Annotated in this window: 17 protein-coding genes and 1 tRNA gene; 4 read left to right on the forward strand and 14 right to left on the reverse strand. The window is 67.6% G+C overall.

Annotated features, from left to right (window positions below; translation table 11 throughout):
• Positions 1–12 precede the first annotated feature (12 nt).
• Positions 13–4,164, forward strand: coding sequence for a hypothetical protein (locus ACZ5KV_RS07555; RefSeq protein WP_464241732.1), 4,152 nt, complete (start codon positions 13–15; stop codon positions 4,162–4,164).
• A 251-nt stretch (positions 4,165–4,415) separates the two neighbouring features.
• Here ACZ5KV_RS07555 and ACZ5KV_RS07560 read toward each other — a convergent pair whose 3' ends face one another.
• The 5 genes from ACZ5KV_RS07560 to ACZ5KV_RS07580 all read right to left on the reverse strand — a co-directional run bounded on the left by ACZ5KV_RS07560 (position 4,416) and on the right by ACZ5KV_RS07580 (position 8,928).
• Entirely contained in the window at positions 4,416–4,649 is a 234-nt protein-coding gene (locus ACZ5KV_RS07560; protein WP_464241733.1) for a thioredoxin family protein, read from the reverse strand.
• Positions 4,650–4,659: 10 nt separating this feature from the next.
• Positions 4,660–5,961: a permease gene (locus ACZ5KV_RS07565; protein WP_464241734.1), complete on the reverse strand. Its 1,302-nt coding sequence runs from the start codon at positions 5,959–5,961 to the stop codon at positions 4,660–4,662.
• A gap of 54 nt (positions 5,962–6,015) precedes the next feature.
• Positions 6,016–6,306: an ArsR/SmtB family transcription factor gene (locus tag ACZ5KV_RS07570; RefSeq protein WP_464241735.1), complete on the reverse strand. Its 291-nt coding sequence runs from the start codon at positions 6,304–6,306 to the stop codon at positions 6,016–6,018.
• Positions 6,307–6,486: 180 nt separating this feature from the next.
• Positions 6,487–7,098: a glycerol-3-phosphate 1-O-acyltransferase PlsY gene (plsY, locus tag ACZ5KV_RS07575; RefSeq protein ID WP_464241736.1), complete on the reverse strand. Its 612-nt coding sequence runs from the start codon at positions 7,096–7,098 to the stop codon at positions 6,487–6,489.
• A gap of 132 nt (positions 7,099–7,230) precedes the next feature.
• Positions 7,231–8,928 carry an FG-GAP repeat domain-containing protein gene (locus ACZ5KV_RS07580; protein WP_464241737.1) on the reverse strand — a complete coding sequence of 566 codons (1,698 nt, stop codon included), beginning with the start codon at positions 8,926–8,928 and terminating at the stop codon, positions 7,231–7,233.
• A 288-nt stretch (positions 8,929–9,216) separates the two neighbouring features.
• Here ACZ5KV_RS07580 and ACZ5KV_RS07585 point away from each other — a divergent pair.
• The 3 genes from ACZ5KV_RS07585 to ACZ5KV_RS07595 all read left to right on the forward strand — a co-directional run bounded on the left by ACZ5KV_RS07585 (position 9,217) and on the right by ACZ5KV_RS07595 (position 12,480).
• Positions 9,217–9,303: transfer RNA gene (locus ACZ5KV_RS07585), tRNA-Leu, on the forward strand.
• Between the two features lie 273 nt (positions 9,304–9,576).
• The gene (locus ACZ5KV_RS07590) at positions 9,577–10,566 is read left to right on the forward strand and encodes a 2-hydroxyacid dehydrogenase (protein ID WP_464241738.1); all 990 of its coding nucleotides are present in this window, start codon (positions 9,577–9,579) and stop codon (positions 10,564–10,566) included.
• A 24-nt stretch (positions 10,567–10,590) separates the two neighbouring features.
• The gene (locus tag ACZ5KV_RS07595; RefSeq protein WP_464241739.1) at positions 10,591–12,480 is read left to right on the forward strand and encodes a sigma 54-interacting transcriptional regulator; all 1,890 of its coding nucleotides are present in this window, start codon (positions 10,591–10,593) and stop codon (positions 12,478–12,480) included.
• A 4-nt stretch (positions 12,481–12,484) separates the two neighbouring features.
• Here the strand turns inward: ACZ5KV_RS07595 and ACZ5KV_RS07600 are convergent, their stop codons facing one another.
• The 9 genes from ACZ5KV_RS07600 to ACZ5KV_RS07640 all read right to left on the reverse strand — a co-directional run bounded on the left by ACZ5KV_RS07600 (position 12,485) and on the right by ACZ5KV_RS07640 (position 22,642).
• Positions 12,485–13,777 carry an MFS transporter gene (locus tag ACZ5KV_RS07600; protein ID WP_464241740.1) on the reverse strand — a complete coding sequence of 431 codons (1,293 nt, stop codon included), beginning with the start codon at positions 13,775–13,777 and terminating at the stop codon, positions 12,485–12,487.
• Between the two features lie 146 nt (positions 13,778–13,923).
• Complete coding sequence (locus tag ACZ5KV_RS07605) at positions 13,924–15,234, reverse strand: nickel pincer cofactor-dependent isomerase, group 22 (protein WP_464241741.1); 1,311 nt, start codon at positions 15,232–15,234, stop codon at positions 13,924–13,926.
• Positions 15,235–15,260: 26 nt separating this feature from the next.
• On the reverse strand, positions 15,261–16,781 hold the full coding sequence (locus ACZ5KV_RS07610; RefSeq protein ID WP_464241742.1) for a tripartite tricarboxylate transporter permease: 1,521 nt from the start codon (positions 16,779–16,781) through the stop codon (positions 15,261–15,263).
• Positions 16,782–16,790: 9 nt separating this feature from the next.
• A complete protein-coding gene (locus ACZ5KV_RS07615) occupies positions 16,791–17,252 on the reverse strand; it encodes a tripartite tricarboxylate transporter TctB family protein (protein ID WP_464241743.1) in 462 nt (153 codons plus the stop codon).
• A 123-nt stretch (positions 17,253–17,375) separates the two neighbouring features.
• Entirely contained in the window at positions 17,376–18,329 is a 954-nt protein-coding gene (locus ACZ5KV_RS07620) for a Bug family tripartite tricarboxylate transporter substrate binding protein (RefSeq protein ID WP_464241744.1), read from the reverse strand.
• 39 nt (positions 18,330–18,368) lie between these two features.
• Positions 18,369–19,568, reverse strand: coding sequence for a UxaA family hydrolase (locus ACZ5KV_RS07625; protein ID WP_464241745.1), 1,200 nt, complete (start codon positions 19,566–19,568; stop codon positions 18,369–18,371).
• Entirely contained in the window at positions 19,565–19,864 is a 300-nt protein-coding gene (locus ACZ5KV_RS07630) for a UxaA family hydrolase (RefSeq protein WP_464241746.1), read from the reverse strand. The genes ACZ5KV_RS07625 and ACZ5KV_RS07630 overlap by 4 nt, the downstream gene beginning before the upstream one ends.
• Positions 19,865–20,576: 712 nt before the next feature.
• The gene (locus ACZ5KV_RS07635; RefSeq protein WP_464241747.1) at positions 20,577–21,929 is read right to left on the reverse strand and encodes a response regulator; all 1,353 of its coding nucleotides are present in this window, start codon (positions 21,927–21,929) and stop codon (positions 20,577–20,579) included.
• 77 nt (positions 21,930–22,006) lie between these two features.
• Positions 22,007–22,642, reverse strand: a complete 636-nt coding sequence (locus tag ACZ5KV_RS07640) for a LysE family translocator (RefSeq protein ID WP_464241748.1) — start codon at positions 22,640–22,642, stop codon at positions 22,007–22,009.
• Between the last annotated feature and the right edge of the window lie 256 nt (positions 22,643–22,898).

Consider the following 22,898-nt stretch of genomic DNA (forward strand, 5'->3'; position numbering starts at 1 on the left):
GGAACGCCGTATATGACCAGATTTCGTTGCCCCGAGGGCGCCGCGCGCCTGTTCCCGGCCCTGCTGCTGGCCCTGACCCTGGGCGCCGCCCTGGCCGCCGCACCGGCCCTCGCCGCCGAAACGGCGGACAAGGTCGCCGGGCTCGGCCTGTCGTTCACCCAGGCCGCCGCCGAGAGCAAAAACATGGCCGAGGCCGCGAAGAGCGTGGTCAAGGACGAAGCCTCGGACTGGCTGCTGACCAAGCTCGGCGGCCTGGAGGCCCTGAAGGGCCTTGCGGACTACGGCCCGGTGTACGACAAGGTCTCCGAACTGACCGGACTTGTGGATCTGGTCCAGAACGTGGCCACCGAGCTCGGGGCGGGCAACTACGATCAGGCCGCCATCCAGGCCGCCGACGCCGCCGTGGACAAGCTGGGCAACCCGGCGGTCTCCGCCGTGTGGGCGGCGGCCAAGGCGGCCTACGAATCGCACCAGCTCGTGCAGTCCACAGGCGCCGCGCGCGACATCGAGGCCCTCTACGGCACCGTGGAGCGCGACCGGCGGATCATCGGCGAGATCACGGCCGACGCTCCGGCCCAGATCAACATCACCGCCGACACCGTGGACTATTTCTTCAACGACTACGTGGTGACCAACGACGCGGTGCGCGCCCTGGTCAAAAGCTACGTGACCACCCACCTGGGCGAGGAGTGGCCCGAGCAGAGCTGGGCCTCGTACCTCGGCTCCCTGGGCACGGCCAGCGCCCAGGACGAGGAGACCCTGGCCCTGACCGGCGACCTGCGCAACGTGGCCCGGGGCTGGATCCGCACCCTGCTGGCCGATGTGAACAAGCAGGCCATGGTCCGCTACCAGGAGACCCGCCTGCGCCAGGAAAACGCCAAGTTCGCGGACTTCGTGGCCAAAATGAAGGCCTTCACGGGCAACGACCTGCCCCGGCTGCTGCAACTCTACACCGCCGAAAAACAGGCCCGCGAGGAACTGCCCAGGTACCGCGAGTTGCTTGCGCAATCCCGCAGCGAATATTCCAGAATTTCCAGCGCCATGAACAAGCCCGCGCTCGTCAACCTGCCCGCCTACCAGCAGACGGGGACACGGATGATCGGGGAATTGAACAAGGCCGCCGCCGGGGCCTACCGCGCCGACGCCCTCGACCTGCATGCCGAACTGGAAGCCGAGAGCGGGCGCTGGTCGGTGCTCGTCAGCGGCCTCCAGGCGGACGCGCCGGTCATCCACGCCCAGGAACTCACCGAATACGAAAAGAAACTGGCGAAGATGGACGCGGAGGCCCGGGCCCACAACGCCAAGCTGGCGCGCGAATCCAGCGCGACGGACGGCGCGGGCCGCCCCTGGGGAAGCCTGTACGACCAGAACCTGCCGGACTACCAGGAGGTCAAACCCTACATCAAGCGCTACCCCATCGAAAACGCCACAGGCCGGATGGCCGAGGTCGAAGCCCAGGTGCTCGAGGCCTGCAACGTGGGCGATTCGGCCCTGGCACGCACGCTGTACGAGCAGGCCGGGGCGGAACTGCGCGCCGAGATCAACGCGTTCTACGCCGAGGCCCTGGAAACAGTGCGCAAAGGGCAGCCCGACAACAGCCAGCGCTCCGCCGTCGAAGGGGACATGCGGAAATGGCAGGCCAACGACCTCGCGACCGTGGACGCCCTGTCCAGCGAGCTGAACGAAAAGCTGCGGGGATTCTATGAACTCACGGCCTTCTGGAGCGGGCGCGCGGAGCGCTACAACCGCTTCATGGCCGCCATCGAAACCCCGGTGCGCGACTATCCGGACAAGTTCTGGGAGCGCCCCGTGCCGGGCTACCCCCTGGAGCGGCACACCGCCGTGGGGACCTTCGGCGACGACTCCGGCATGGACCCGAAAGAGGCCGTGTACCGGCTGCGCATGGCCGCCTCGGCGCTTTCGTCGCAGTTGGTTTCCGATGCCGCCCTGGACGCGCAGCGCGCGCAGATCGACCAGGCCGAACTGTTCATCCCCTGGCTCAAGGACAAGCTCGAAAAGCGCAGCAACGAACGCGACCAGATCTTCACCGAACAGGACATGCGCTCCATCGAGGCCCTGCTCGGCAAGGAAACCGCCACCCGCTTCGAGGAGCGTGAAAAATTCCTGGAGGCCACCCTGAGCCGGGCGCGCTCGGCCATCGGCACCTGGCGCGCCAACCTGGCGGACTACGCCAGACGGGTGCGGACCAACAACGCCAACCTGGAGCAGGACCTCGGTTTCCTGCGCGCAAAGCAGCAGGAGATGGAGGAGTTCCTGCGCGACCTGCAGGGCCCCGGGCAAATGCTGCGCACGGACAGCGAGGGCCGCATGGTGCCCTTTGCCATATCCGGCCCCGGAGGCGAGGCCCTGGCCACGGAACCCTACCCGCACTACATGAACGACACCGAACTGCGCCGCTACGGCCAGGACTGGCTGAAACGGCTGCAAGGCTACCCGCAGTGGGATTTCGTGTCCAAGTACCTTCCCGGCACGGTGGCCTGGGCCGCGGAAACGGCCAAGATGACCGCCGCCACCCCCGTGGACGAGGACAACATCCTCTACGGCGGCACCGTGATCTACCCCAAGGACGTGACCGGGGCCCTGGCCCTGGCCGAAGACATCCCCCACACCGACGGCGACAAATGGGCCGCCGGCCTGGAGGCCGTGGCAGCCGCCCTGCCCATGGCCGTGAAAAAGACGGGCACGGGCTGGTTCACCGTGGACGGCACCTTCAAGCTGGAGCCCGAGGCCCTGCGCACTAGCCCTGTGGGCGAGAAATACGGCACGCTGCTAGAGAAACTGGACGAAGTGGTGACCATGCGCGCGGTGCACCTAGAGCAGGAACGCACCGCCAAGGCCCAGGCCGCGGCCCTGGCCGAGCAGCAGGCCCGGCAGGCCGCCGAGGATCAGGCCGCCATGGAGACCGCCCAGGATCTCGCCGCCCAGTCCATGTACTACGCGACGGACGTGCGCGTGAACTCCCGGCGCATCGAGCCCTACCAGAGCGGCGTGACCGTGACCCGCGACGAACTGGAGAACGGCCATATCCGCGTGGACGCCACCCTCTCGGAGGTCGAGGGCGTGGAGGGCATGCTGCTGTCCATCGACGGCGGGCGCACCTGGGACGAAACGCGCGTCGCGCGCGACCTGAGCTTCGAGTTCCTGCCCGCGGCGGGCCAGCGCTACGACTTCGTGCTGCGCCTCAAGCGCGGCGGCACCCGCGAGGACGTGGACCTGAAGCTCCTGCCCGGCGGGCCCGTGGTCTACGAGAACGTGGACTACACGGAGCTGGTCCTGGCGGCCATCAAGAACATGGCCGAGGCCTACGAGGCCCAGGACGCGGCGGCCTTCGCCCGCGTCATCTCGCGCGACTACCTGGGCAACCGCGTGTTCCTCGAAGAGGGCGTGCGCTTCGATTTCGACATGTTCAGCGCCATCGAGCTGCGCATCTACGTGAACCGCGTCAACGTCAGCAAGGGCTACGCCACGGTCGAAACCAAGTGGGACAAGAAGCAGATCCCGCGCACCACCGGCCAGCAGCAGACCACCACCGGCCGCACGACCATGACCTTCGTGCCTGAAGACGGGGCCATGAAGCTGCGCAACATGCGCGGCAACCTGCTCTATGCCACCCTGTCGCCGGAAATCGCCGAGGCCAGCGGCCTGCCCATGGCCGTGGTGGACGCGATCCGCACCGCGCGCGACGAGCGGACCCCCGTGCAGCCCGGCGCGGGCGACGTGGAGGACGACGGCGGCGTCGGGGGCGGCGGCTCGGCCATCACTGCGCAGTCGGCGACCATGGACGCCAATACGTTCCCCGGCCGGGCCATCGATTTCGAGACCGGCGCCCAGATGTCCGGCGGCGCGACCACCGCCACGGCGGACCTGAAAATCGAAGGCAACATCCTGTGGAGCGAGAACTCGGCGACCTTCCAGGCCGTGGGCGGCAGCTTCGATGCCCTGGACGAGGCACCCGACAGCGGCTACGGCTCGATGTTCGGCGACGGCGTTATGACCGGGCAGGTCTATGCCTTCAAAACCACCGAGGGCAACTACGGCAAGTTCGTCATCGACAGCTCCACCGACCTGGGCGGCGGCCTGTTCCGCAACGTCCTGCGCTACGCCGTGCAGACCAACGGCACGCGCAGCGTGCGCACCCAGTAGCCGCCCCCCGGGCAAAACGACGACAAGCCCCCTCCCGGCGCGCCGGGAGGGGGCTTTGCATTGCCGGGGCACAGCCCGGGACCGCCGTCGCGCGCCGGAGGGATCAGCCCCCGATGGACCGGGCCGCGAAGCAGGCTCCCGGCACGGTCTCCCCGCCCGCGTCCGCCGCACCCGGGCAGGCGAAGATCAACGTCGGCGCCACAGCGCACGCACAGGAACAGTCGGTGCCCATGGGGCGACTCCCAGGATGGCTATTTCAGAAATTCGACTATTTGTTCCGGGGGAAGGACCTTGCCCACGGCCTTGACCTCGCCGTCCACGACCAGGGCCGGGGTCAGCATGATGCCGTACTCGGAGATGCGCAGCATGTCCGTGATCTTCTCGACGTTGCAGGGCACGCCCGCCAGGACCACGGCCTGCTCGGCGTTTTTTTTGAGTTGTTCGCACTTGGGGCACCCGGGGCCCAGGACCTTGATCTCTCGCATCGTCTGCTCCTTAGGGGAAAAGGGTTCCGTAGACCATGCCGCTGGCCGTGGCCATGACCACCACCAGGGAAACGAAAACCACAGTCTTCTGCGTGCCCATGACGCTGCGGATGACCAGCATGTTGGGCAGGCTGAGCGCCGGACCCGCGAGCAACAGGGCCAGGGCCGGGCCGTTGCCCATGCCGTTGCCCATGAGGCCCTGGAGGATGGGCACCTCGGTCAGCGTGGCGAAATACATGAACGCTCCCGCGAAAGCGGCGAAAAAATTCGCCGCCAGGGAGTTGCCCCCCACGGCCCGGGCCACCCACTCCGAAGGCAGCAGCCCCTCGCCCCCGGGCCGCCCCAACAGCACCCCGGCCACCAACACGCCGAAAAGCAGCAGGGGCAGGATCTGCCTGGCAAAACCCCAGCTCGACCCGAACCACTGGCCCAACTCGTCCTGGCGGGTGCTGGTCAGGATCGTCAGCCCGCCCACCCCGGCCACGAAGGCGAGGGACGGCTCCTGGGGGAAGGCCAGCCCCAGGGCCGCGCAGACGGCGGCGACGCCCAGCGCCTTCCAGAGAGCCAGCCCGAACCATGCCACCAGGCAGGCCCCGAGACCCGTCGCGAAAAGCGCGGTGATGGTCCATTTGGCGGTATAAATGGCGTGCCACAGGCCCTGGGGCTGGTCGGTGGAGCCCCAGTTGGCGAAAACCAGCACGCCGACCATGGTGGCGAAGTAGACGCCGGTCTGCCACAGAGGGCGCGGCGCTCCGGCCTCGGGCATGGCAGCCATGAGCAGGGCCTTTTGCTTTTCCTCGTTGCGGTAGATGAAATGCATGGCCAGCCCGATGACGACGCTGAACCCGACGGCGCCCACGGCCCGGGCGGCGCCCATCTGCGGGCCCAGGACGCGCGCGGTGAGCACGATGGCCAACACGTTGATGGCCGGGCCGGAGTAGAGGAAGGCCGTGGCCGGCCCCAGGCCCGCGCCCATGCGATAGATGCCCGCGAACAGCGGCAGGATGGTGCAGGAGCACACGGCCAGGATGGTGCCCGAGGTGGAGGCCACGGCGTAGGCCACGGCCTTGTTGGCCCTGGGCCCGAGGTACTTCATGACCGAGCCCTGGCTGACGAAGACCGCGATGGCCCCGGCAATGAAGAATGCCGGGATCAGGCACAGCAGGACGTGCTCGCGGGCGTACCATTTCACCAGCGCCAGGGCTTCGACCACGGCGTTGTCGAAACGCGGCTGGCCCACCGGCAGGTAAAAACAGGCCAGGAACACGGCGCTGATGGCCACCAGGGCCTTCCACTCGGATTTCCAGAACATGGACGGACTCCCAACAATTGGCGAAATCGCCAAATGAACGGCCTGAAAAAAGACTCAACCTTGCAGCACGGATTCCACGCAGGCGAAGAAGTTGGTCACGCAGGGGATGCGCAGGGAGTAGAAAACCTGCTTACCGCGCCGCTCGTCGCGCACGATGCCCGCGTCCTTAAGCACCAGCAGGTGCTTGGACACGGTGGACACGTCCAGCCCGACCATCCGCGTCAACTCGTTCACGCAACGCTCCTGCTGGGCCAGGGCATCGACCATGAACAGCCGGGCTGGATGGCCCAGGGCTTTCAGCACGGCGGCTCGCCGGGCATAGGTTTCCTTGGGGAAAGGTTGCATCGTTTTCCTTTTTCGCCAAACGTTGAGCAGGAAGTACGCCCGGCCCGGGCGCCTGTCAAGGCCGGAGCGTCACTCCCCCGCCCCTGGCGACGGCCGGGAACGGCTCCGCCCCGGGGGGCAGCGGAGGAGGACGCCGCGCCCCCCGGGGCGAAGCCTGGGGCAAAAAAGCAGGGCCGGGGCTCAGTCCGCGGCGTCTTCGCCCTGGGCGTCCTTCTTGCGCCAGGGCTTTTCCTCGCCCCGGGCCAGCCGCTGGATGTTCTCGCGGTGGCGCCAGAAGATGAGGGCCATGACGGCCACACCCACGGCGGCATAGGTCAGGTGCCCGGCCAGGAGCATGCACACGGGCAGGGCGGCCGCCAGGGTCAGCGAACCGAGGGACACGTAACCCGAGCGGGCGATGACCGCCACGCACAGGGCGCAGGAGATGAGCGTCGGCCAGAAGGCCAGGGCCACGAAGCCGCCGATGGTCGTCGCCACGGCCTTGCCGCCCTTGCCGTGCAGGAACACGGAATAGCAGTGCCCGAGGATGGCCGCTCCGGCCGCCAGGGCCAGGAACAGGGGCGCGTCGGTGAATGTCCGCGCCAGGGCCACGGGGGCCAGGCCCTTGCCCACGTCCAGCGCCAGGGCGAGCACGCCGTATTTGAAGCCGCACAGCCGGGCGATGTTGGTCGCGCCGGTGTTGCGGCTGCCTGCGGTGCGCGGGTCCACACCGCAGAGCACCTTGCCCACGAGCAGGCCGAAGGGCACGGCGCCGAGCAGGTAGGAGAAGGCGATCCATCCGATGGTCAGCATGGGCGGTCTCCGGGTTGGGGTGTGCCCATGGCGTACAGCAATTGCGCCCGCCGGGCAAGAGCCCGACCCTCGCGGGCCGGGCTCCTGCGGAGGCTCGTCCGGCCGGGCCGGGCCCGGCGGCCCGGCAAGACCCTACTGGAGGTTGTAGTAGATGTAGTTGCCCTTGTTGCAGTTCCAGTTGGTGTACACGATGTCGGGCCGGGGCGAATAGACGTAGCTGATCTGAATGGTGTCTCCGGCGAGGATCGGCTGGGTGAAGGCCACCCAGTTGCGGCCCGGCACGGTGAGGAAGCCGCCCTGGCCCAGGGCGTTGCCGTTGACGGTGACGGCATAGATGGTCACGGGGTTCTGCTGCTGGATGTAGAGCACGCGCATATGGTCCTGCCCGGGCTTCCAGTAGCGCGCGACGTAGGCGGAGTCGATGGTGAAGCTGTCCTGCCCGGTGGCCAGGGCGCCGAGGTCCAGGTCGGCGGTCTGGATGGCCTCGATGACGGAGGTGGCGGTGGTGGCCCAGTCCGGAGTGGTGGAGGCGGTGGCGTCGTTGCCCTGGTAGTAGAGCAGCGTGCCGTCCAGGTCGTTGCGCCCGGGGTCGTTCCAGCGGTGGGTCAGGATGTCCAGGTTGCCGTCCAGGTTCAGGTCCACCAGATGGATGGCCGAGCCCCAGCCGCCCTGGTCGGACTGCCAGTCGGGCCAGCTCGTGCGCGGGGCGTACTGGATGATGTAGGGATCGAGGAAACGGTACAGGGAGAAGCCGCCGCGCCCGTTGCCGATGTAGTTGTTGGCCGAGATGGCCAGGGTGGCCACGTCGTCGGGGCGGGCGGAGGCGGTGGAGTGCATGGTCCGGGCGAAATCCATGCCGTTGCCGTAGTAGTTCACGTCGTTGCTCGTCCAGCCCGGGCTGGTGTCGATGCTGCCGTCGTTGCGGCCCAGGTAGGCCCGCACGGGGGCGGAATCGAACACGATGTCCATGAAGCCGTCGGTGTTCACGTCGGCAAAGGCGCAGCCCATGGCCACGAAGGCGTCGTCGGTGAGCCAGCCGGGGGTGGTGCTCAGGCCGGAGCCGGTGTTGTAGTAGATGCGGTTCTGGACCTCATAGGGCGGGTCGGGGTTGGCCGTGGCGCCCAGGGAGACGGCGCCGGGCGCCGGGCGGTGCCGGGCGGTGGCGGCAGCGCTGTCGCAGGGCTGGGTGGCCCAGACCTCGTCGGAAGGGATGGGCTCGCCGCAGGCCACGGCCAGATCGAGCAGGCCGTCGCCGTTGGCGTCGGCAAGGTCCAGCCCGAAGGAGGGGAACCCGGTCACGCGCCAGGAGGCCGTGGTCTCCAGGGTGCCGCCGCGGTTGAAATAGACCTTGGCGCCGCCCTTGTCGTACTCGTTGCGCTGGCCGAGGAAGATGGACACGGCCACGTCGTTGTACCCGTCGCCGTCGATGTCGCCCACGGCCACCAGGGCGTTGTGCTCGCCGTAGAGGCCGTCCACGGTGTCGGTGGAATGCCAGTCGGGGTCGGCGGGGAAATTGCCGTGCCCGTCGTTGTAGTAGACCTGCACCTGTTGCAGGGCCTTGTCGTTGCCGCTGGCGACGATGAGGTCCGGGTATTTGTCGCCGTTGATGTCGGCCAGGGCCAGGCCGGTGCCGTAGTCGCCGCCGGTGGTGCCGTCCCAGAAGGGGTTCGTGCTGAAGTCGGGAGTGGCGTTGAAAGGCAGGCTGACGACGGCCTGGGGCCCGGGGCAGCGCCCGGACAGGGAGCACCCGGCGAGCAGCGCCAGGATCAGGCAGAGAACCAGGACGCGGGCCGGAGCCGGAACACGGGGGAGCCGGGGCATGGCGGGCATGGGGAACCTCCGTATACGCTGGTGGATATTGATGATGCCGCATTGGTAGCATGGCGACGGACCAAAGGAAAGCGGACAGGGAAACGGGCGGGGCGGGGCGAGCCGGGGCGAGCCGAAACCCGGTGCCGGGTCAGGCAGGCCCGGCCTGCGGAAAGGGTCGCCCGAAGCCGCCCCGACGAAGGGACATACGGCCCCGGCACCGCCCCATCCCCCTGCCCCCAAGCCCGCCCCGGGCCGGAGAAAGGGCTTGCATTTCCCCAGGCCCTGTGCCACACAAAGCGCCCACACGCCGAAGTGGTGGAACTGGTAGACACGCCATCTTGAGGGGGTGGTGACCTCACGGTCGTGGGAGTTCGAGTCTCCCCTTCGGCACCAGAGAACCAAAGGGTTCCAGCCAACCGCTGGAACCCTTTTTCTTTTCCGCCATCCTCACGGCGGGCAAGGGCTCCGCCAATCACCCGGCGGCGGCGCGCCCGGAAGGGATGCCGCACCTTGCCATTCCGCGAGGGCGAGCGCATTATCGGGACCGCCGCACGGAAGCGTGCGCTTGCCGGAAAAAGGGCGCTCGGCGCCTCTTTCCGGCATCGGGTGGAACACCCGCCCTGGGGCGGGCACGGGCATTCCCGGAGCGCAAGGACAGGAGGACATATGGTGAGGCAGGAGAGCAAGGGCAACGTCTACGTCACGCGCAGGCTTCTCGACGAGGCCCTGGCCTTGCTGCGCACCCGCTGCCGGGTGGAGGTGGCTCCCGCCGGAGGCGTGCCCCGGGAGGAACTCCTCGCGGCAGTGCGCGGCCGGGACGCCATCCTGGCCAGCTATCTCAAACTCGACGCCGAAGCCATCGCGGCCATGACGCCCTCCTGCCGCATCATCGCCTGCTACGGCGTGGGCTACGACCACGTGGACGTGGCCGCCGCCACCAGACACGGCATCTGGGTGACCCACAACCCGGGTTTCGTCACCGAGGATACGGCCGACCTGGCCTTCGCCCTGCTGCTCGGCGTGGCGCGGCGGCTGCGGGAAAGCGACGCCTTCGTGCGCGCCGGGCACACCGAGGGCTGGGGCCCCACGCTCTTCACGGGCGCGCGGGTCCACGGCAAAACGCTCGGGCTCGTGGGCTGCGGCCGCATCGCCACGGCCATGGCCCTGCGCGCCAAGGGTTTCGCCATGCGCCTGCTCTATGTCTCGCGCACGCGCAACGAGGCCTTCGAGCAGGCCACGGGAGCGCGTTGCGTCTCCAAGGAAGAACTGCTGCGCACCGCGGACTTCGTGAGCCTGCACGTGCCCCTGACCGAAAAGACGCGCCACTTCATCGACGCGCCGGAGCTGGCCCTCATGCGGCCCTCGGCCGTGCTCGTGAACACGGCGCGCGGGCCGGTGGTGAACGAGACGGCCCTGGCCGACGCACTGGACGCCGGGCAGATCGCCGGGGCCGGGCTCGATGTCTTCGAGCGGGAGCCCGAGGTCGAGACCCGGCTCAAGGCCTCCCCCAGGGTGCTGCTCTGCCCGCACAACGGCACCGGCACGCTTGAGGCGCGCGTGGGGATGGGCGAGAGTTGCGCGGGGAAGATCTTCGCGGCCCTGGACGGCCGCCTGCCGGAGAATTGCCTGAACCCGGAGGCGCGGCCCGCACGATAGACCCTGGTCCGAATCGGAGCCGGAATGATCAGTGAAATCGCAGTCATCGCCCCGGACGTGGGGCTCATGGCCCAGTTCGAGAAAATCCGCCAGGAAACGGTCATCGACTTCTCCCTGCACAAGGGGCTGGTGGACGAAGCCGTGGACGTGGCCCGCGAGGCCGTGGCCCAGGGGGCCAAGGTCCTGATCAGCCGCGGCGAGACCACCCAGCTCATCCGCGCGGCCATCAACGTGCCGGTGGCCGACATTCCCATCACGGTCCACGACATCATCCCGCTCATCGATCAGGCCCGGAAATACAGCTCGCGCATAGCGGTGGTCGGCTTCGGCGAAATATTCAAGGCCGCGCAGGTGGCCGCCCCCATCCTCTCCGTGGAGCTCGGCATCTTCAAGCTGGCCTCCACCAAGGACATCCCGGGGGTGGTGGCCGAGATTCGGGACCAGGGCTACGCGGTCATGGTCGGCAATCCCCAGTCCACGGCCCTGGCCGAATCCTTCGGCATCCTCGGTTTCGGCCTGCGCACGCCGGACTCCGCCCTGCTGGCGACCCTGGAAGAGGCGGCCAAGCTGTCCGGCGTGGTGCGGCGTGAGAACGAATGGCGGCTGCGCCAGCAGGTCTTCATCGACTCCACCCGCGAAGGCGTCCTGGTGCTGGACGGCCAGGGAAGTCTGCTGCACGCCAACCAGCTCGTCCATCTGGACCCCGACGTGGAGAACGCGCTGTTCGTCAGGGAGGGCGAGGCGTACCGCCTGCGGCCGGGCGAAATCCTGGATGCCGTGCGCGGTGGGGGAACCTGGAGCGGCGTGGTCCAGGGCAAGAAAGAAGGGCTGGAATATCTCTGCCGGGTGCACCCGGTCGCCCGCGAAGGGCAGAATTTCGGGGCCGTGGTGCTCCTGGAACCGGAGCGCCAGGGCAACTCCGAACGCCGCCGCGACATCTTTCAGAAGGGGCTGGTGGCCCAGCACCGCTTCGACGACATCATCCATGCCGGATCGGCCATGCGTGATCTCATCACCCGGGCCGGGAACTACGCCGCAGCCGACTCCACGATCCTCATCCTGGGAGAGTGCGGCACCGGAAAAGAGCTCATCGCCCAGAGCCTGCACAACGCCAGCCGCCGTCGGCACGGCCCCTTCGTGGCCGTGAACTGCTCGGCTCTGCCCGAGAACCTCCTCGAAAGCGAACTCTTCGGCTACACCGACGGGGCTTTCACCGGGGCCCGCAAGGGCGGCCGCAAGGGGCTCTTCGAGATGGCCGACGGGGGCACGATCTTCCTGGACGAGATCGCGGAGATGGTCGTGCCCATGCAGGTCAAGCTGCTGCGAGTCCTGGAAGAACGCATGATCATGCGCCTGGGCGGCGACCGGCTCATCCCCGTGGATGTCCGGGTGCTCTGCGCCACCAACAAGAACCTGCCGCAACTTGCGGCCGAAGGCCGCTTCCGCCAGGACCTCTACTTCCGCATCAACGTCCTGCGGCTGACCCTGCCGCCGTTGCGCGAACGCGGCGAATGCCTGGATGCCCTCATCCGGCACTACAGCCAGGAGATCGGCTACCGCCTCGGCGGCCCGCCCCCGGAGCTGGGGGCAGAGGCCTGGGAGGTCTTGCGCGCGTATTCCTTCCCGGGGAACATCCGGGAGATGAAAAGCATTCTCGAACGCATCATGGTCGACTGCTGGGGCCGCGAGGTCACCCGCGAGGATATCCTCAAGAACCTCGAGCCCCTTCAGGGGCAGGTCGCGGCGGAAGACTCCCGCCCGGATGCGGAGCCTCTCCTGCGCCGTGAGGAGATGCGGCTCATCTACCAGACTCTGGACGAGTGCGGCGGCAGCCGGGCCGAAACGGCCAAACGGCTGGGCATCAGCACCTCCACCCTCTGGCGGCGGCTGGGTCGCAACTCCCCACGGCAGTGAGCGCTCACGCCTCCCGGCGCATGGGCTCCCGGGCCAGCGCGGCCCCGGCGAGCCCGACCAGGGCCACCCCGACATACAGCGCGCAGGCCAGGGAATAGGCCTCGGGGCTGAAGCCGCCCGCCGGGGTCCGGCCCTGGTTCTCCAATATCCACCCCGTGAGCGGCTGGAACAGGACCACGCCGAAGGACGGGAAGGTGTTCAGGAGGCCGCCGCCCGTGCCCGTGGCCTGGTCGCCGAAGAGGTCCCGCACCGAGGCGAAGCCCACGGACAGCGAGCCCATGCCGAAGGCCGCCAGGCCGAAGAACCAGGCGTAGAGTGCCCAAAGGGGCAGCTCCCGGCCCCAGAGGGCCAGGACGAGGAACAGGAGCCCCAGGCACAGCGAGTTCAGGAGCATGACCGGACGGCGGCCCCGGAACACCGAGTCCGAGAGCCAGCCCGTCAGCGGCCCTCCGGCCAGCATGCCCAGGCCCATCATGTTCAGCACGTTGCCCGCGCCGGTGCGGCTCAGGCCGTGCACGTCCATAAGGTAAGGCCCGCCCCACAGCCCGCCGAAGCTCATATGGATGCTGAACTGGCAGAAGAACCACAGGGCGATGAGCCAGAAGCCGCGGTGGGAGCAGATGCGGCGGACCATCCGCCACAGCTCGCCCACCCCGGCGCGGGGGGCGGTTCCGCCCGCGGCGGAGGGCCCCAGGGGGGAGCCGAGCCCCAATTCCTCAGGCGTATCCCGAACCCATATCCAAAGGGCCACGCACAGGATGAGGCCGACCCCGCCACTGAGCATGAGCCCCATGCGCCACCCCGTCAGGGCGCAGAGCGCGGCCGTGGGGCCCGAGCCGAGAATCAGCCCGAGGCCGCCGACCCCCAGGTAGATGCCGCTCATGCGGGCGAAGGCCATGGGCGGGAACCAGCGGCTGATGAGCTTGATGCCGCAGATGAAGATCACCGAAACCCCGAAACCCATGAGGGCCCGGCCGATGACGAGGCCGAGGACCGTGTCGGCCATGCCGAACAGCAGGGCTCCGAATCCGGCCAGGGAAAAGAACAGGGGCAGGGTCTTGCGTGGCCCCAGGGAGTCGGCCAGAAGCCCGCTGGGCAACTGCATGGCCCCGTAGGTGAAGAAGAACACCGAGGCCAGAAGCCCCATGGCCGGGGCTCCGAGGCCCATGTCGTGCATGATGTCCACGGCCATGACCGCCGGGCTCACGCGGTGGAAGGGCACGAAGAGATACACGACGCAAAGCAGCAGGAAGATCCACAGACCCTGGCGATCCAGGCGGTTCTGAGACAGCGGCATGACGAGGTCTCCTGTCGCGGCGCCACAGGGCGCAGCAGCGACTCTCCAAAGTGTCGGGGGAACAGTCCGGCCCAACTGCGGGCTCTGCCCGCAGTTGGGCCGGAGTGACGGATTTTCCGGGAGCCGGGGCGCCGTGGGCGCCGGGCTTACAGGCCGCTGATAAGGGCACCGTCCGCCGCGAATTCGAGCGGTCCGGCGTCCTTCCAGATGTCGGAAACGGAGCCCTTGTCCAGCAGATCGCGCAGCAAGGGCTTTGTGACCAGCATACGGTCCAGCGCCGAGGTGGACTTGATGACACAACCCCGCACCAAATCCAGGTCCGGCTGCCAGCAGACCCGCAACCCGGCCTGGATGGCCAGACGTTCCGTGGGCAGCACCGCCGGGATACGCACCCGGGTCATGCAGGCCGAGGTCATGCCGTTGATGTACATGGCCCTGATGTCCAGCCTGTTGGCCGTGTCCCTGGTGGTGAAGTCGGCGTTGCCCAGGCCTATTCCGTTGCCGTCGGTGGCCTGGGTCAGGCGCAGGGTCACGATGCCGTTGATGTAGGGCGGGCGCAGCGGGTCGCCGCGAAAGCCCTCCCGGCCGATGACCTTGAGGTCCATACCCGTGCCGCTGATGTCCTTGCCCAGGTATTCGACCACCAGGAGGTCGATCTGGGGCCAGGGCAGGGCCGGGGCATGGGACTTGGACAAGGCCAGCAACCGGCGGTCGGCTGCGAAGAAGTCCTCCGGGCGCACGCCTTCGAGCACGGCCAACTGCTTGTGGCTGTTTTCGACCACGGCCACGCCCAGCAGGAACTTCGCCTTCTCCAGGGAGCGGGCCGCGATGCGCGGCATGAGCTCCACCAGGCCGCGGCGGCCGTAGATGTGCACGTTGCGGGCACCCGTGGCCTTGCCCAGGCCCACGGAAACCATCTTGCACAACCCGCTTTCGATGTCGGATTCGAAGTTGGTATGGGTCTTGACCCGGGCCACGACCACGATGCCGTCGGCCTCGAAGGCGTTGCGGTCGACGTGCGCATGCACGTTGGGTTCGACCTCGCCCAGATCCACGGTCTCCATGCTGGAGAGCACGGGGACGCCCATGGTCTCCTCGCTGATTCCGAGGTGGGCCAAAACCTGAACCTGGCCCTCGGCCGTTCCGCCGCCGTGGCTGCCCATGGACGGCACGATGAACGGCGCCAGACCCGAATCCTTGAGGCGGCGGACCAGACCAAGGACGACCTGGGGCAACCGGGCGATACCCCGGCTGCCTACCGCGACGGCGATTCTGGCCCCTTTGGGCAGGCTGCCCAGGCCGTCGGCGGACGCCAGGGCCCGGTCCAGGGCTCCGTCAATGTCTTCCAGCGCGGAGAACTCCGGTTGCCGGACCGTGACGCCGACGAACTCAGGGACAGCCTGCTCCGGCAGACCGGGAAGAGGCAACTCGGGGAAGAGAGGCGTAAGGGATTTCATGGCGGATATCCTCGAATCGCTCGGTGCTACATGCTCTCGCTGGGCAGCGGTTCGGGGATGCACGCCTGGCGCAGGCGGGCCCGACGCTTGCTGTACAGGGACCAAACCACGGACAGAACGGAGACGGCCAGGAAGAACAGGGCAATGGGACGGTCCAGATAGCCCGCAAGGCTGTTGCCGCCCATGACGATGCTCACCCGCAACTGGCTTTCGGCCATGCCGCCGAGCATAAGCCCCAGAACCAGGGGCAGGAGCGGGAATCCCAGGCGTGAGAAGGCGTAGCCGACCATGCCCGTGGCGAAGAAAATCCAGACATCCGACATGCTGCTGTTCAGGGCGTAGGAGCCGATGACGCACAGCCCCAGGATGATGGGGTACAGGATGTAGCGGGGGATCATCAGGGCCTTGATGAGCACGCGAATGAAGTAGACCTGGAGCAGAAGCATGAAGAGGTTGCTGATGAAGTAGGCGCAGAGGATGATGAGCACGAGGTGGCTGTGGTCGCGCATGAGCAGCGGCCCGGGTTGCACACCGTGAATCATGAATGCGCCGAGCATCATCATGGTCGTGGCGTCGCCGGGGATGCCCAGGGTCAGGAGGGGGATCATGGCGCCGCCCGTGGCCGCGTTGTTGGCCGATTCCGAGGCGATGATCCCGTCGGGGTTGCCCTTGCCGAAGCTGTCCGGATCGGGAGACGCGGATTTGGCCTGGGAGTAGGCCACGATGTTCGACAGGCCGGGCCCGACGCCGGGCAGGATGCCGATGCCGACACCGATGAGCGAGGAACGCAGGGTGTTCTTCACCGAATGACGGAACGCGGCCATCACGCGGCAGAACTCGCGCACCGTGAAGTTGGCGTTGAGGATGTTGAAGGGCTTCTTTATTTCCCCCACGTCCCGCAGCACCTGGGAGATGGCGTACATGCCGATGAGCACCGGCATCATGGAAAAGCCGGACTGCAACGAAGAGACGCCGAAGGTGAACCGGGACACGCTGTCCGTCTCGCTCAGGCCCACCATGGCCATGAGCATGCCGATGCAGGCCGCGATGAGCCCCTTCGTCAGGGAGTTGCCCGAGATGGAGATGATGCAGCTCAGGGTGAAGACCACCAGCGCGAAGTACTCGTACGGCCCGAAGCGCAGGGCGAAGGTTCCGAGGATCGGCGCGATGAGGGCCAGGGCGAAGAAGGACACCAGGCCGCCCAGGAAGGAGGCGAAGACGCCGTAGGCCAGGGCTTTGCCGGCTTCTCCCCGGTGGGCCATGGGGAAGGCGTCGAAGGTCGTGGCCACCGAGGACGGCGTGCCGGGAATGTTCAGCAGGGCCGCTGAAACCAGGCCTCCGGAGATGGATCCGATGTACACGGCCACGAGCATGACCAGCCCCTGCTCCACGTTCATGCCGAAGGTGATGGGCACGAGCAGGGCCACGGCCATGGTGCTGGTCAGCCCGGGCATGGCGCCGACCACCAGGCCGCCGAACACGCCCAGGAGCATGAGCATCAGATTGAAGGTCGTGAAAATGTCACCGATCTGGCTGAAATCGAGCATGTTGGCCCCCTATGGCAGAAACAACTTGAGCAACGAGGCGAAAATGTACTGCAGACCGAGGGTGATGCCCGTGGAAACCACGCCGTAGGTCAGCAAATCCCTGCCCTTGCAGGGGCCGAGGAGACACATGCCCACGAAAAGGAACGGGATGGTCGCGGCCAGATAGCCGAGCAGGGGCAACACCAGCAGGTAGAGCACCACGACCCCGACCAGGCTCCAGCGCAGGATCAGAACGTCGACACCGACGGCCGCCTTCGCAACGCAGTCAGGCTTCCGGCTTTTGAGGTTCAAGCTCTGGAAGAGCAGAATCAGGGACAGCACGGCCAGCGCGCCGATGAGAATCCTGGGGAAGAAGACTGGCCCCAGGGCGTAGACCATGGCCGTGTCGATCTTGGTGCTCTGCTGGTACAGGGCCGCGCTGCCCGCCAGCAGGCACAGGGACATGACGCAGTCGCCGGTCTTGACTTTCATTGAAACCTCCCTCCGTTCGGGCACGTATTTCCGCCGCGCCCCGGTTCGAACCAGCCCCGCTCTCCCTGCTCCGGCAGGGCGGACCGCCGCCCCGGGGGCGACGGTCCGCAAGGGGGATTGAAGCTACTTGAGGAGGCCGTTTTCCTGGGCCAGCTTGTGATAGAGCGTGCTTTCCTTTTCCCAGGAGGCGCGCATGCCGGCCGCGTCACGATAGAACGGGATGATGCTCTGTTCCTTGAGCGCATTGACCGTGGAGGGATCCGCCAGCGCCTTCTCGAAGGCCTCGGACAGGGTCTTGATGGCTTCGGCCGGCGTGCCCTTGGGTGCGAACACGGAGTAGACGAAGTCGTAGGAGGCGTCCACGCCCAGCTCCTTCAGGGTCGGAACGTCCGGAGCAAAGACGGAGCGCTCGTCGTTGACCATGGCCAGGATGCGCAGATCGCCGGACTTCAGGTAAGGCTCCACGGCGGCGTAGCCGACGGTGGTGATGTCGCCGTTGCTGCCCAGCAGGCTGACGATGCGGCCCTTGTCGCCCGTGGCCGGGATGAACATGGGCTTGAGCCCGCCCACGCTGTGGCTGATGTTCAGGAAGGTGAAGTGGGAGACCGCATTCAGGGCCAGAACCCAACGGTATTTGCCGGGCTCGGCCTTGATGGCCGCGAAGGCCTCGGCCGGGGTCTTCCAGGGGCTGTCCTTGCGCACGATGAGGGCGGTGTCGCCCTTGGCCGCGATGCAGACGGGCTCGAAATCCTCCCAGGAGAACTCGGCCTTGGTGACCATGGGCGCCACGGCCAGGTTGCCGGGGTGCTCCCAAAGCAGGGTGTAGCCGTCCGGACGGGCCTTGTGGACCTGAAGCGCGCCATTGAGGCCGGCCGCGCCGTCGATGTTGGAGACGACCAGCGGTTCGGGCAGAAGATCCTTCATGTGGTCGCCGATGATGCGGGCCGAAATGTCGCTGCCGCCCCCCGGCTTCCACGGAACGACCACCTGGATCGGCTTCTCGGGGAAATCCCCGGCCCAAGCCGTGGTGGCCAGACACAAAGCTGCCAGCACAATGAACAGAATACCTTTACGCATGACACCCTCCTTACCGCAGTGTTGTTTGGCTGTTGTTTCCTAGAGGCCAGGTCCCCTGAGGTACATCTCCACGTTGTCGTAGATGTCCAGGGTCTCCCCCTTGGTCACCCGGCCGGAGGCGAACCGCAGCACCTCGGTCAGCAACCGCTCCCCGGCCTGGGCGATGGGCTCGTGTTCGCTGATGACGGTGCCCGAGCTGAAGTCCATCTCCTGGGCACCCTTTTCGTACATGCGCGGGTTGCCGGTCATGTACAGGGTCGGGGTGACAAGCCCGGTGTTGTGGGTGGGCATCATGGCGTCGTTGGGGAACCAGCCGCCACCCACCTGGAAGATGTTGAGCACCGACCCCGCCGCGGCAAAGCCCAGGAACAGGGCCGTGGAGGACATCCACGAGTCCATGTAGTAGAGGCCGCGCCCGGTGGGGATCTCGCCGTACTTCAGGCAACCCTGGATGGGCTTGGTGCCGGACTTGGCGATGGCCCCGAGAGACTTTTCCTCCAGGGTGGTCAGGCCGGCCTGGATGTTGGCGGGGATGGGGTTGATGGTGCGGATGTCCTCGCCGGTGGAGCGGGCTTCCTCCTCGACGCGGGCCACGGCATCGAGGAACTTCCGGCGTTCGGCCGGATCCGGAAAACGCTTGGCCACAATGTGCTCGGCGCCGATGACCTCGGTGGTCTCCGCAAACATGGCCGTGCCGCCAGCGTCGACCAGACGATCGAACAAATGCCCGACCACGGGGTTGCCGGACATGCCCGAGGTGGCGTCGGAATAGCCGCACTTCACGGCCATGTGCAACTGCCCCAGGCCCACTTCGCTGCGCACGCACTCGCTGGCCCGCTGGGCCAGGAGGCGGGCCTTGCGCAGGCCCAGGCCCACAGCCTGCTGGAAGCCGCCGCAGGAGTCCAGGAACAAGGTGTCCATGGGCTTGCCGCACTTCTCGATCTCGCCCACGATGGCTTCGTAGCTGAACTCGGGGTAACCGCTGTTCTTTTTGTTGCCGACGATGAGCACGGCGCCCACGTTGGGGTTCTTGGCCAAGCCGACGAGGGTCCGGGCGATGGTGCCGCGGTCTTCGGCGTCGCGGCCGTTCTCGTTGGGCTGAACGTAGAACCTGGACCCGGCCACCAGCTTGGACAGGAGCACGGCCAGGTTGGCGGCCCCGCGTCCATTGGCCATGATGAGCGTGTGGTTGCGGATGCCTACCAGACCATCCGCGCGGACGTATCCCTGGAATTTCATGCCTTGCTCCCCTCAATGTCGCCGCGGCCGCGCTTGCCCTCGACGTTGTGGATGTGAACGCATTCACCGGCCTGGATGGTCACGGCCGCCCGGCCGATCACTTCCTTGTACTTGACGATGTCGCCACCGGCCGGGATGGGCTTGATCGCAACCTTGAAACCGAAGGGGACATCACCTACCGCGGTGAACGTGTGGCGTACGCCCTCCACATCGTAGGCGACCTCATCGCCCCTGGCGATATCCTCGACCGCGTTGCCCACATTGTCGTGGGCGCTCATGACGATAATAACTTTCATGTTCTCCTCCAGCATTGGGTATGCTGAGGCGATCATAGCAAGGGGCTTGCCAACCTTGGGCGGCGCAAGCAGCAGAGTCATATTCATAATATTCATGGTGGGTTGGCGGCTGGACCGGGGCGGAGGACGGCGAAAGCGGAACCCCAAACATTTCAATTTGAACTGTGCGATGAAATCAATATTTCAAATTGAACGCAGCGCCGCCTGTGTCCGTACCGGCAGCGGGCCGAGTATCCCCCCGCCGGGCCCGATTGTAAAATCGGCTCCCGGCCTGCCCCGCTTCGTCAGCCATTGCAAGAGCGCCTTCAGCCGACCCCTCCGGCGGGGCCAGAGGTGAAGCCAGCGGCCCCTGCCGGGGGGCAGGCCTCCTGCGTGCTGTAACGCGGCGGAGTAAGCCGTGCACCGCCGACCGCCGCCGGAGGCCTTCCGTCGGGCACGTCCCGCGCTGGCTCCGGCACCCTGGAGGCAGGGAGGGGACGAAGAAATCCGCCACCTGCGGGTGGCGCTGGAGCCCCGCCCTCCCGGGCGAAGCCCCGCATCAGGGAGGAAAACCGTCCGCCCGGGGCGCCCCTCTCCGCGCGGACCGGGAGCGCCCGGCGCACCCGGAAAGCGCCTCGGGCGCGCGGCCATTGTCCGCAAAAGCAGGATGGGCTCCGACCTGCCGGTCGGAGCCCATCCTGCCGCGTTGCCCGCACGGGCCGGGGCTGCCGCCTCAGGCCTCCAGGAATTTCAGGAACGCCGCCACGCAGTCGGGGCACAGGTGGCCGACCTTGGCGTCGTTGATGATCTCCAACACGCGCTCCTCGGGCATGGGGTCGCGGTAGGGGCGGTTGGAGGTCAGGGCGTGGTAGATATCGCCCACGGCGATGATGCGCGCCCACAGCGGGATGTCCTTGCCCTTGAGGCCGTGGGGGTAGCCCGTGCCGTCGATGCGCTCGTGGTGCGAGAGCACGGCGGGGATGAGCGGCGCCATGGACGGAATGGGCCGCAGAATCTCGGCGCCGATGGTCGGGTGGGCCTTGATGGTTTCGTATTCCTTCACCGTGAGCTTGCCGGGCTTGAGCAGGATGGCGTCGGGGATGCCGATCTTGCCCAGGTCGTGCAGGCGGGCGGCGATTTCGAGCATTTCCAGTTCGTCGGGCGCGAAGCCCATGACCCGGCCCATGCCCACGGCGATCTCGGCCACGGCCTCGGAATGGCCGCGCGTATACACGTCGCGCGCCTCCAGAGCCTGAATCAGGCTGGTGATGGAGCCGAGCATGAGCGCGTGCTCCTGGCGCAGGCGCTCCTTTTCCAGCAGCAGGTTGCGGAAATGGTCCGACAGCAGCTTCTCCGCGGTGTGGACCATCTGCTCCATGTTGAACGGCTTGATGAGATACGCCGCCGCGCCGAGCTGGAACATGCGCCGGATCACCGCCCGGTCGTCGGTGGAACTCATGATCAGCAGGGGGATGTTCTTCAGGCCGCCGTCGGCGCGCAGGGCCTTGCAGAGCTGCACGCCGTCCATGACCGGCATGTCCAGGTCGCTGACGACCAGGTCGGGCACCTCGCCCGCCAGGAGCCGGTCCAGCGCCTGACGGCCGTTCTCGGCCTGGGCCACGTGGAAGCCGCTTTTTTCCAGGGCTTCGCCCACGGCGGCGCGCACGTAGGCCGAGTCGTCCACCACCAGCACCTTGCGGTTGCGGATGATGTCCTGACGGTCCAGGAACTCGCGCACGCTGGTCAGGAACTCGTCCTGCCCGCCGGATTTGGTCAGGTAGCCGTCGGCGCCCACGCGGAAGCCGCGCTCGATGTCCTCGTCCTTGTCGCGGGAACTGAGAATCAGCACCGGGGTGCTGCGGATGTCCTGGTCCTGCTTGATCTGCTCGCACAGCTCGAAACCGGTCATGTTCGGCATGTCCACGTCGGAAATGACCAGGTCGTAGCGCCCGGCCCTGGCCTTGGCCAGTCCGTCGGCGCCGTCCACCGCCTGGGTCACCCGCGCGCCGAGGGTGTCCAGGGTCTTGGACAGCGCCTTGCGAATCACCGCGCTGTCATCGACAATGAGGATACTCGGTTTCGGCATGTCGATTTCATAGGGTTTTTTCAACCGTTACGCAATGAGGGCGGCGCCGATTCCTCGCCGGGGGCTCCGGGCGCCGCCTACGCGGCCCCCGGGGCCAGCAGCCGCCAGCCGTCGCGCAGCAAAAGCGCCGCGAAAACCACCAGCGCCACGGCCAGCGCGCGCAGCACCACGCGGTACGCTCCGCCCGTGAGCGCCGCGCGCGAACGGCCCACCAGCACGGCCACCCCCAGCTTGGAACCCACCAGCAGCACATAAAACCCGGCCAGGAACACGAAGGGCGCGCCATGGTCCTCGGCCCAGGAGCGCACCAGCATCGGCCCGCCCACGGCCATCCAGAACAGATACGGATGCGGACTGAGCAGATTGGTGACCACGCCCCGGGCCAGGGAGCGCGACGGCCCGGGCGGCGCGTCCAGGTCCGGCGGGCCGCTGCGCCACGTTTCGCGGGCCATGTGCAGCAGGAAAGCGCTCCCGCCCAGAGCCACGGCCCCGAGCAGGGGCTCCACCCGCGAGGCCGCGCCCAAGGCCGCCACGCACAGGGCGATGATCGGCAAATCCGTCAGCAACGGCGACGCCGCCACGCGCGCGCCCGCGGCAACGCCACCACACAGCGTCTCGCGGATGACCAGGGTCAGCAGCGGCCCGGGCGACAGCCCCGCCGTCGCGCCCAGCACGGCCCCGGCCAAAAATCCCGTCCAGTAGTGCGCCTGCATGGGCTCCCTTGTGCCAGGGCCCGGCCCGGGGCGCAAGGTCCGGCCCCGGCCCCCGGCGCGGTGCCTCCCGTCGCCGGGGGCCTTCCGCCCCGTCGCCACCGGACAAATTCGCCCCCCAGTCCCAGGCTTCCCCGAAACCCGCTCCGCCCTTCGCTCCGGGCTCCAACCCGGGCGCCCCTCCGGCTCCCCCCAGGTACCAGAGGCCACACCATCCCAGGCAAGAGCCCGCAACGCACGCTCCATGCACGCGCTCCCA

This window comes from Desulfocurvus thunnarius, assembly GCF_055390965.1.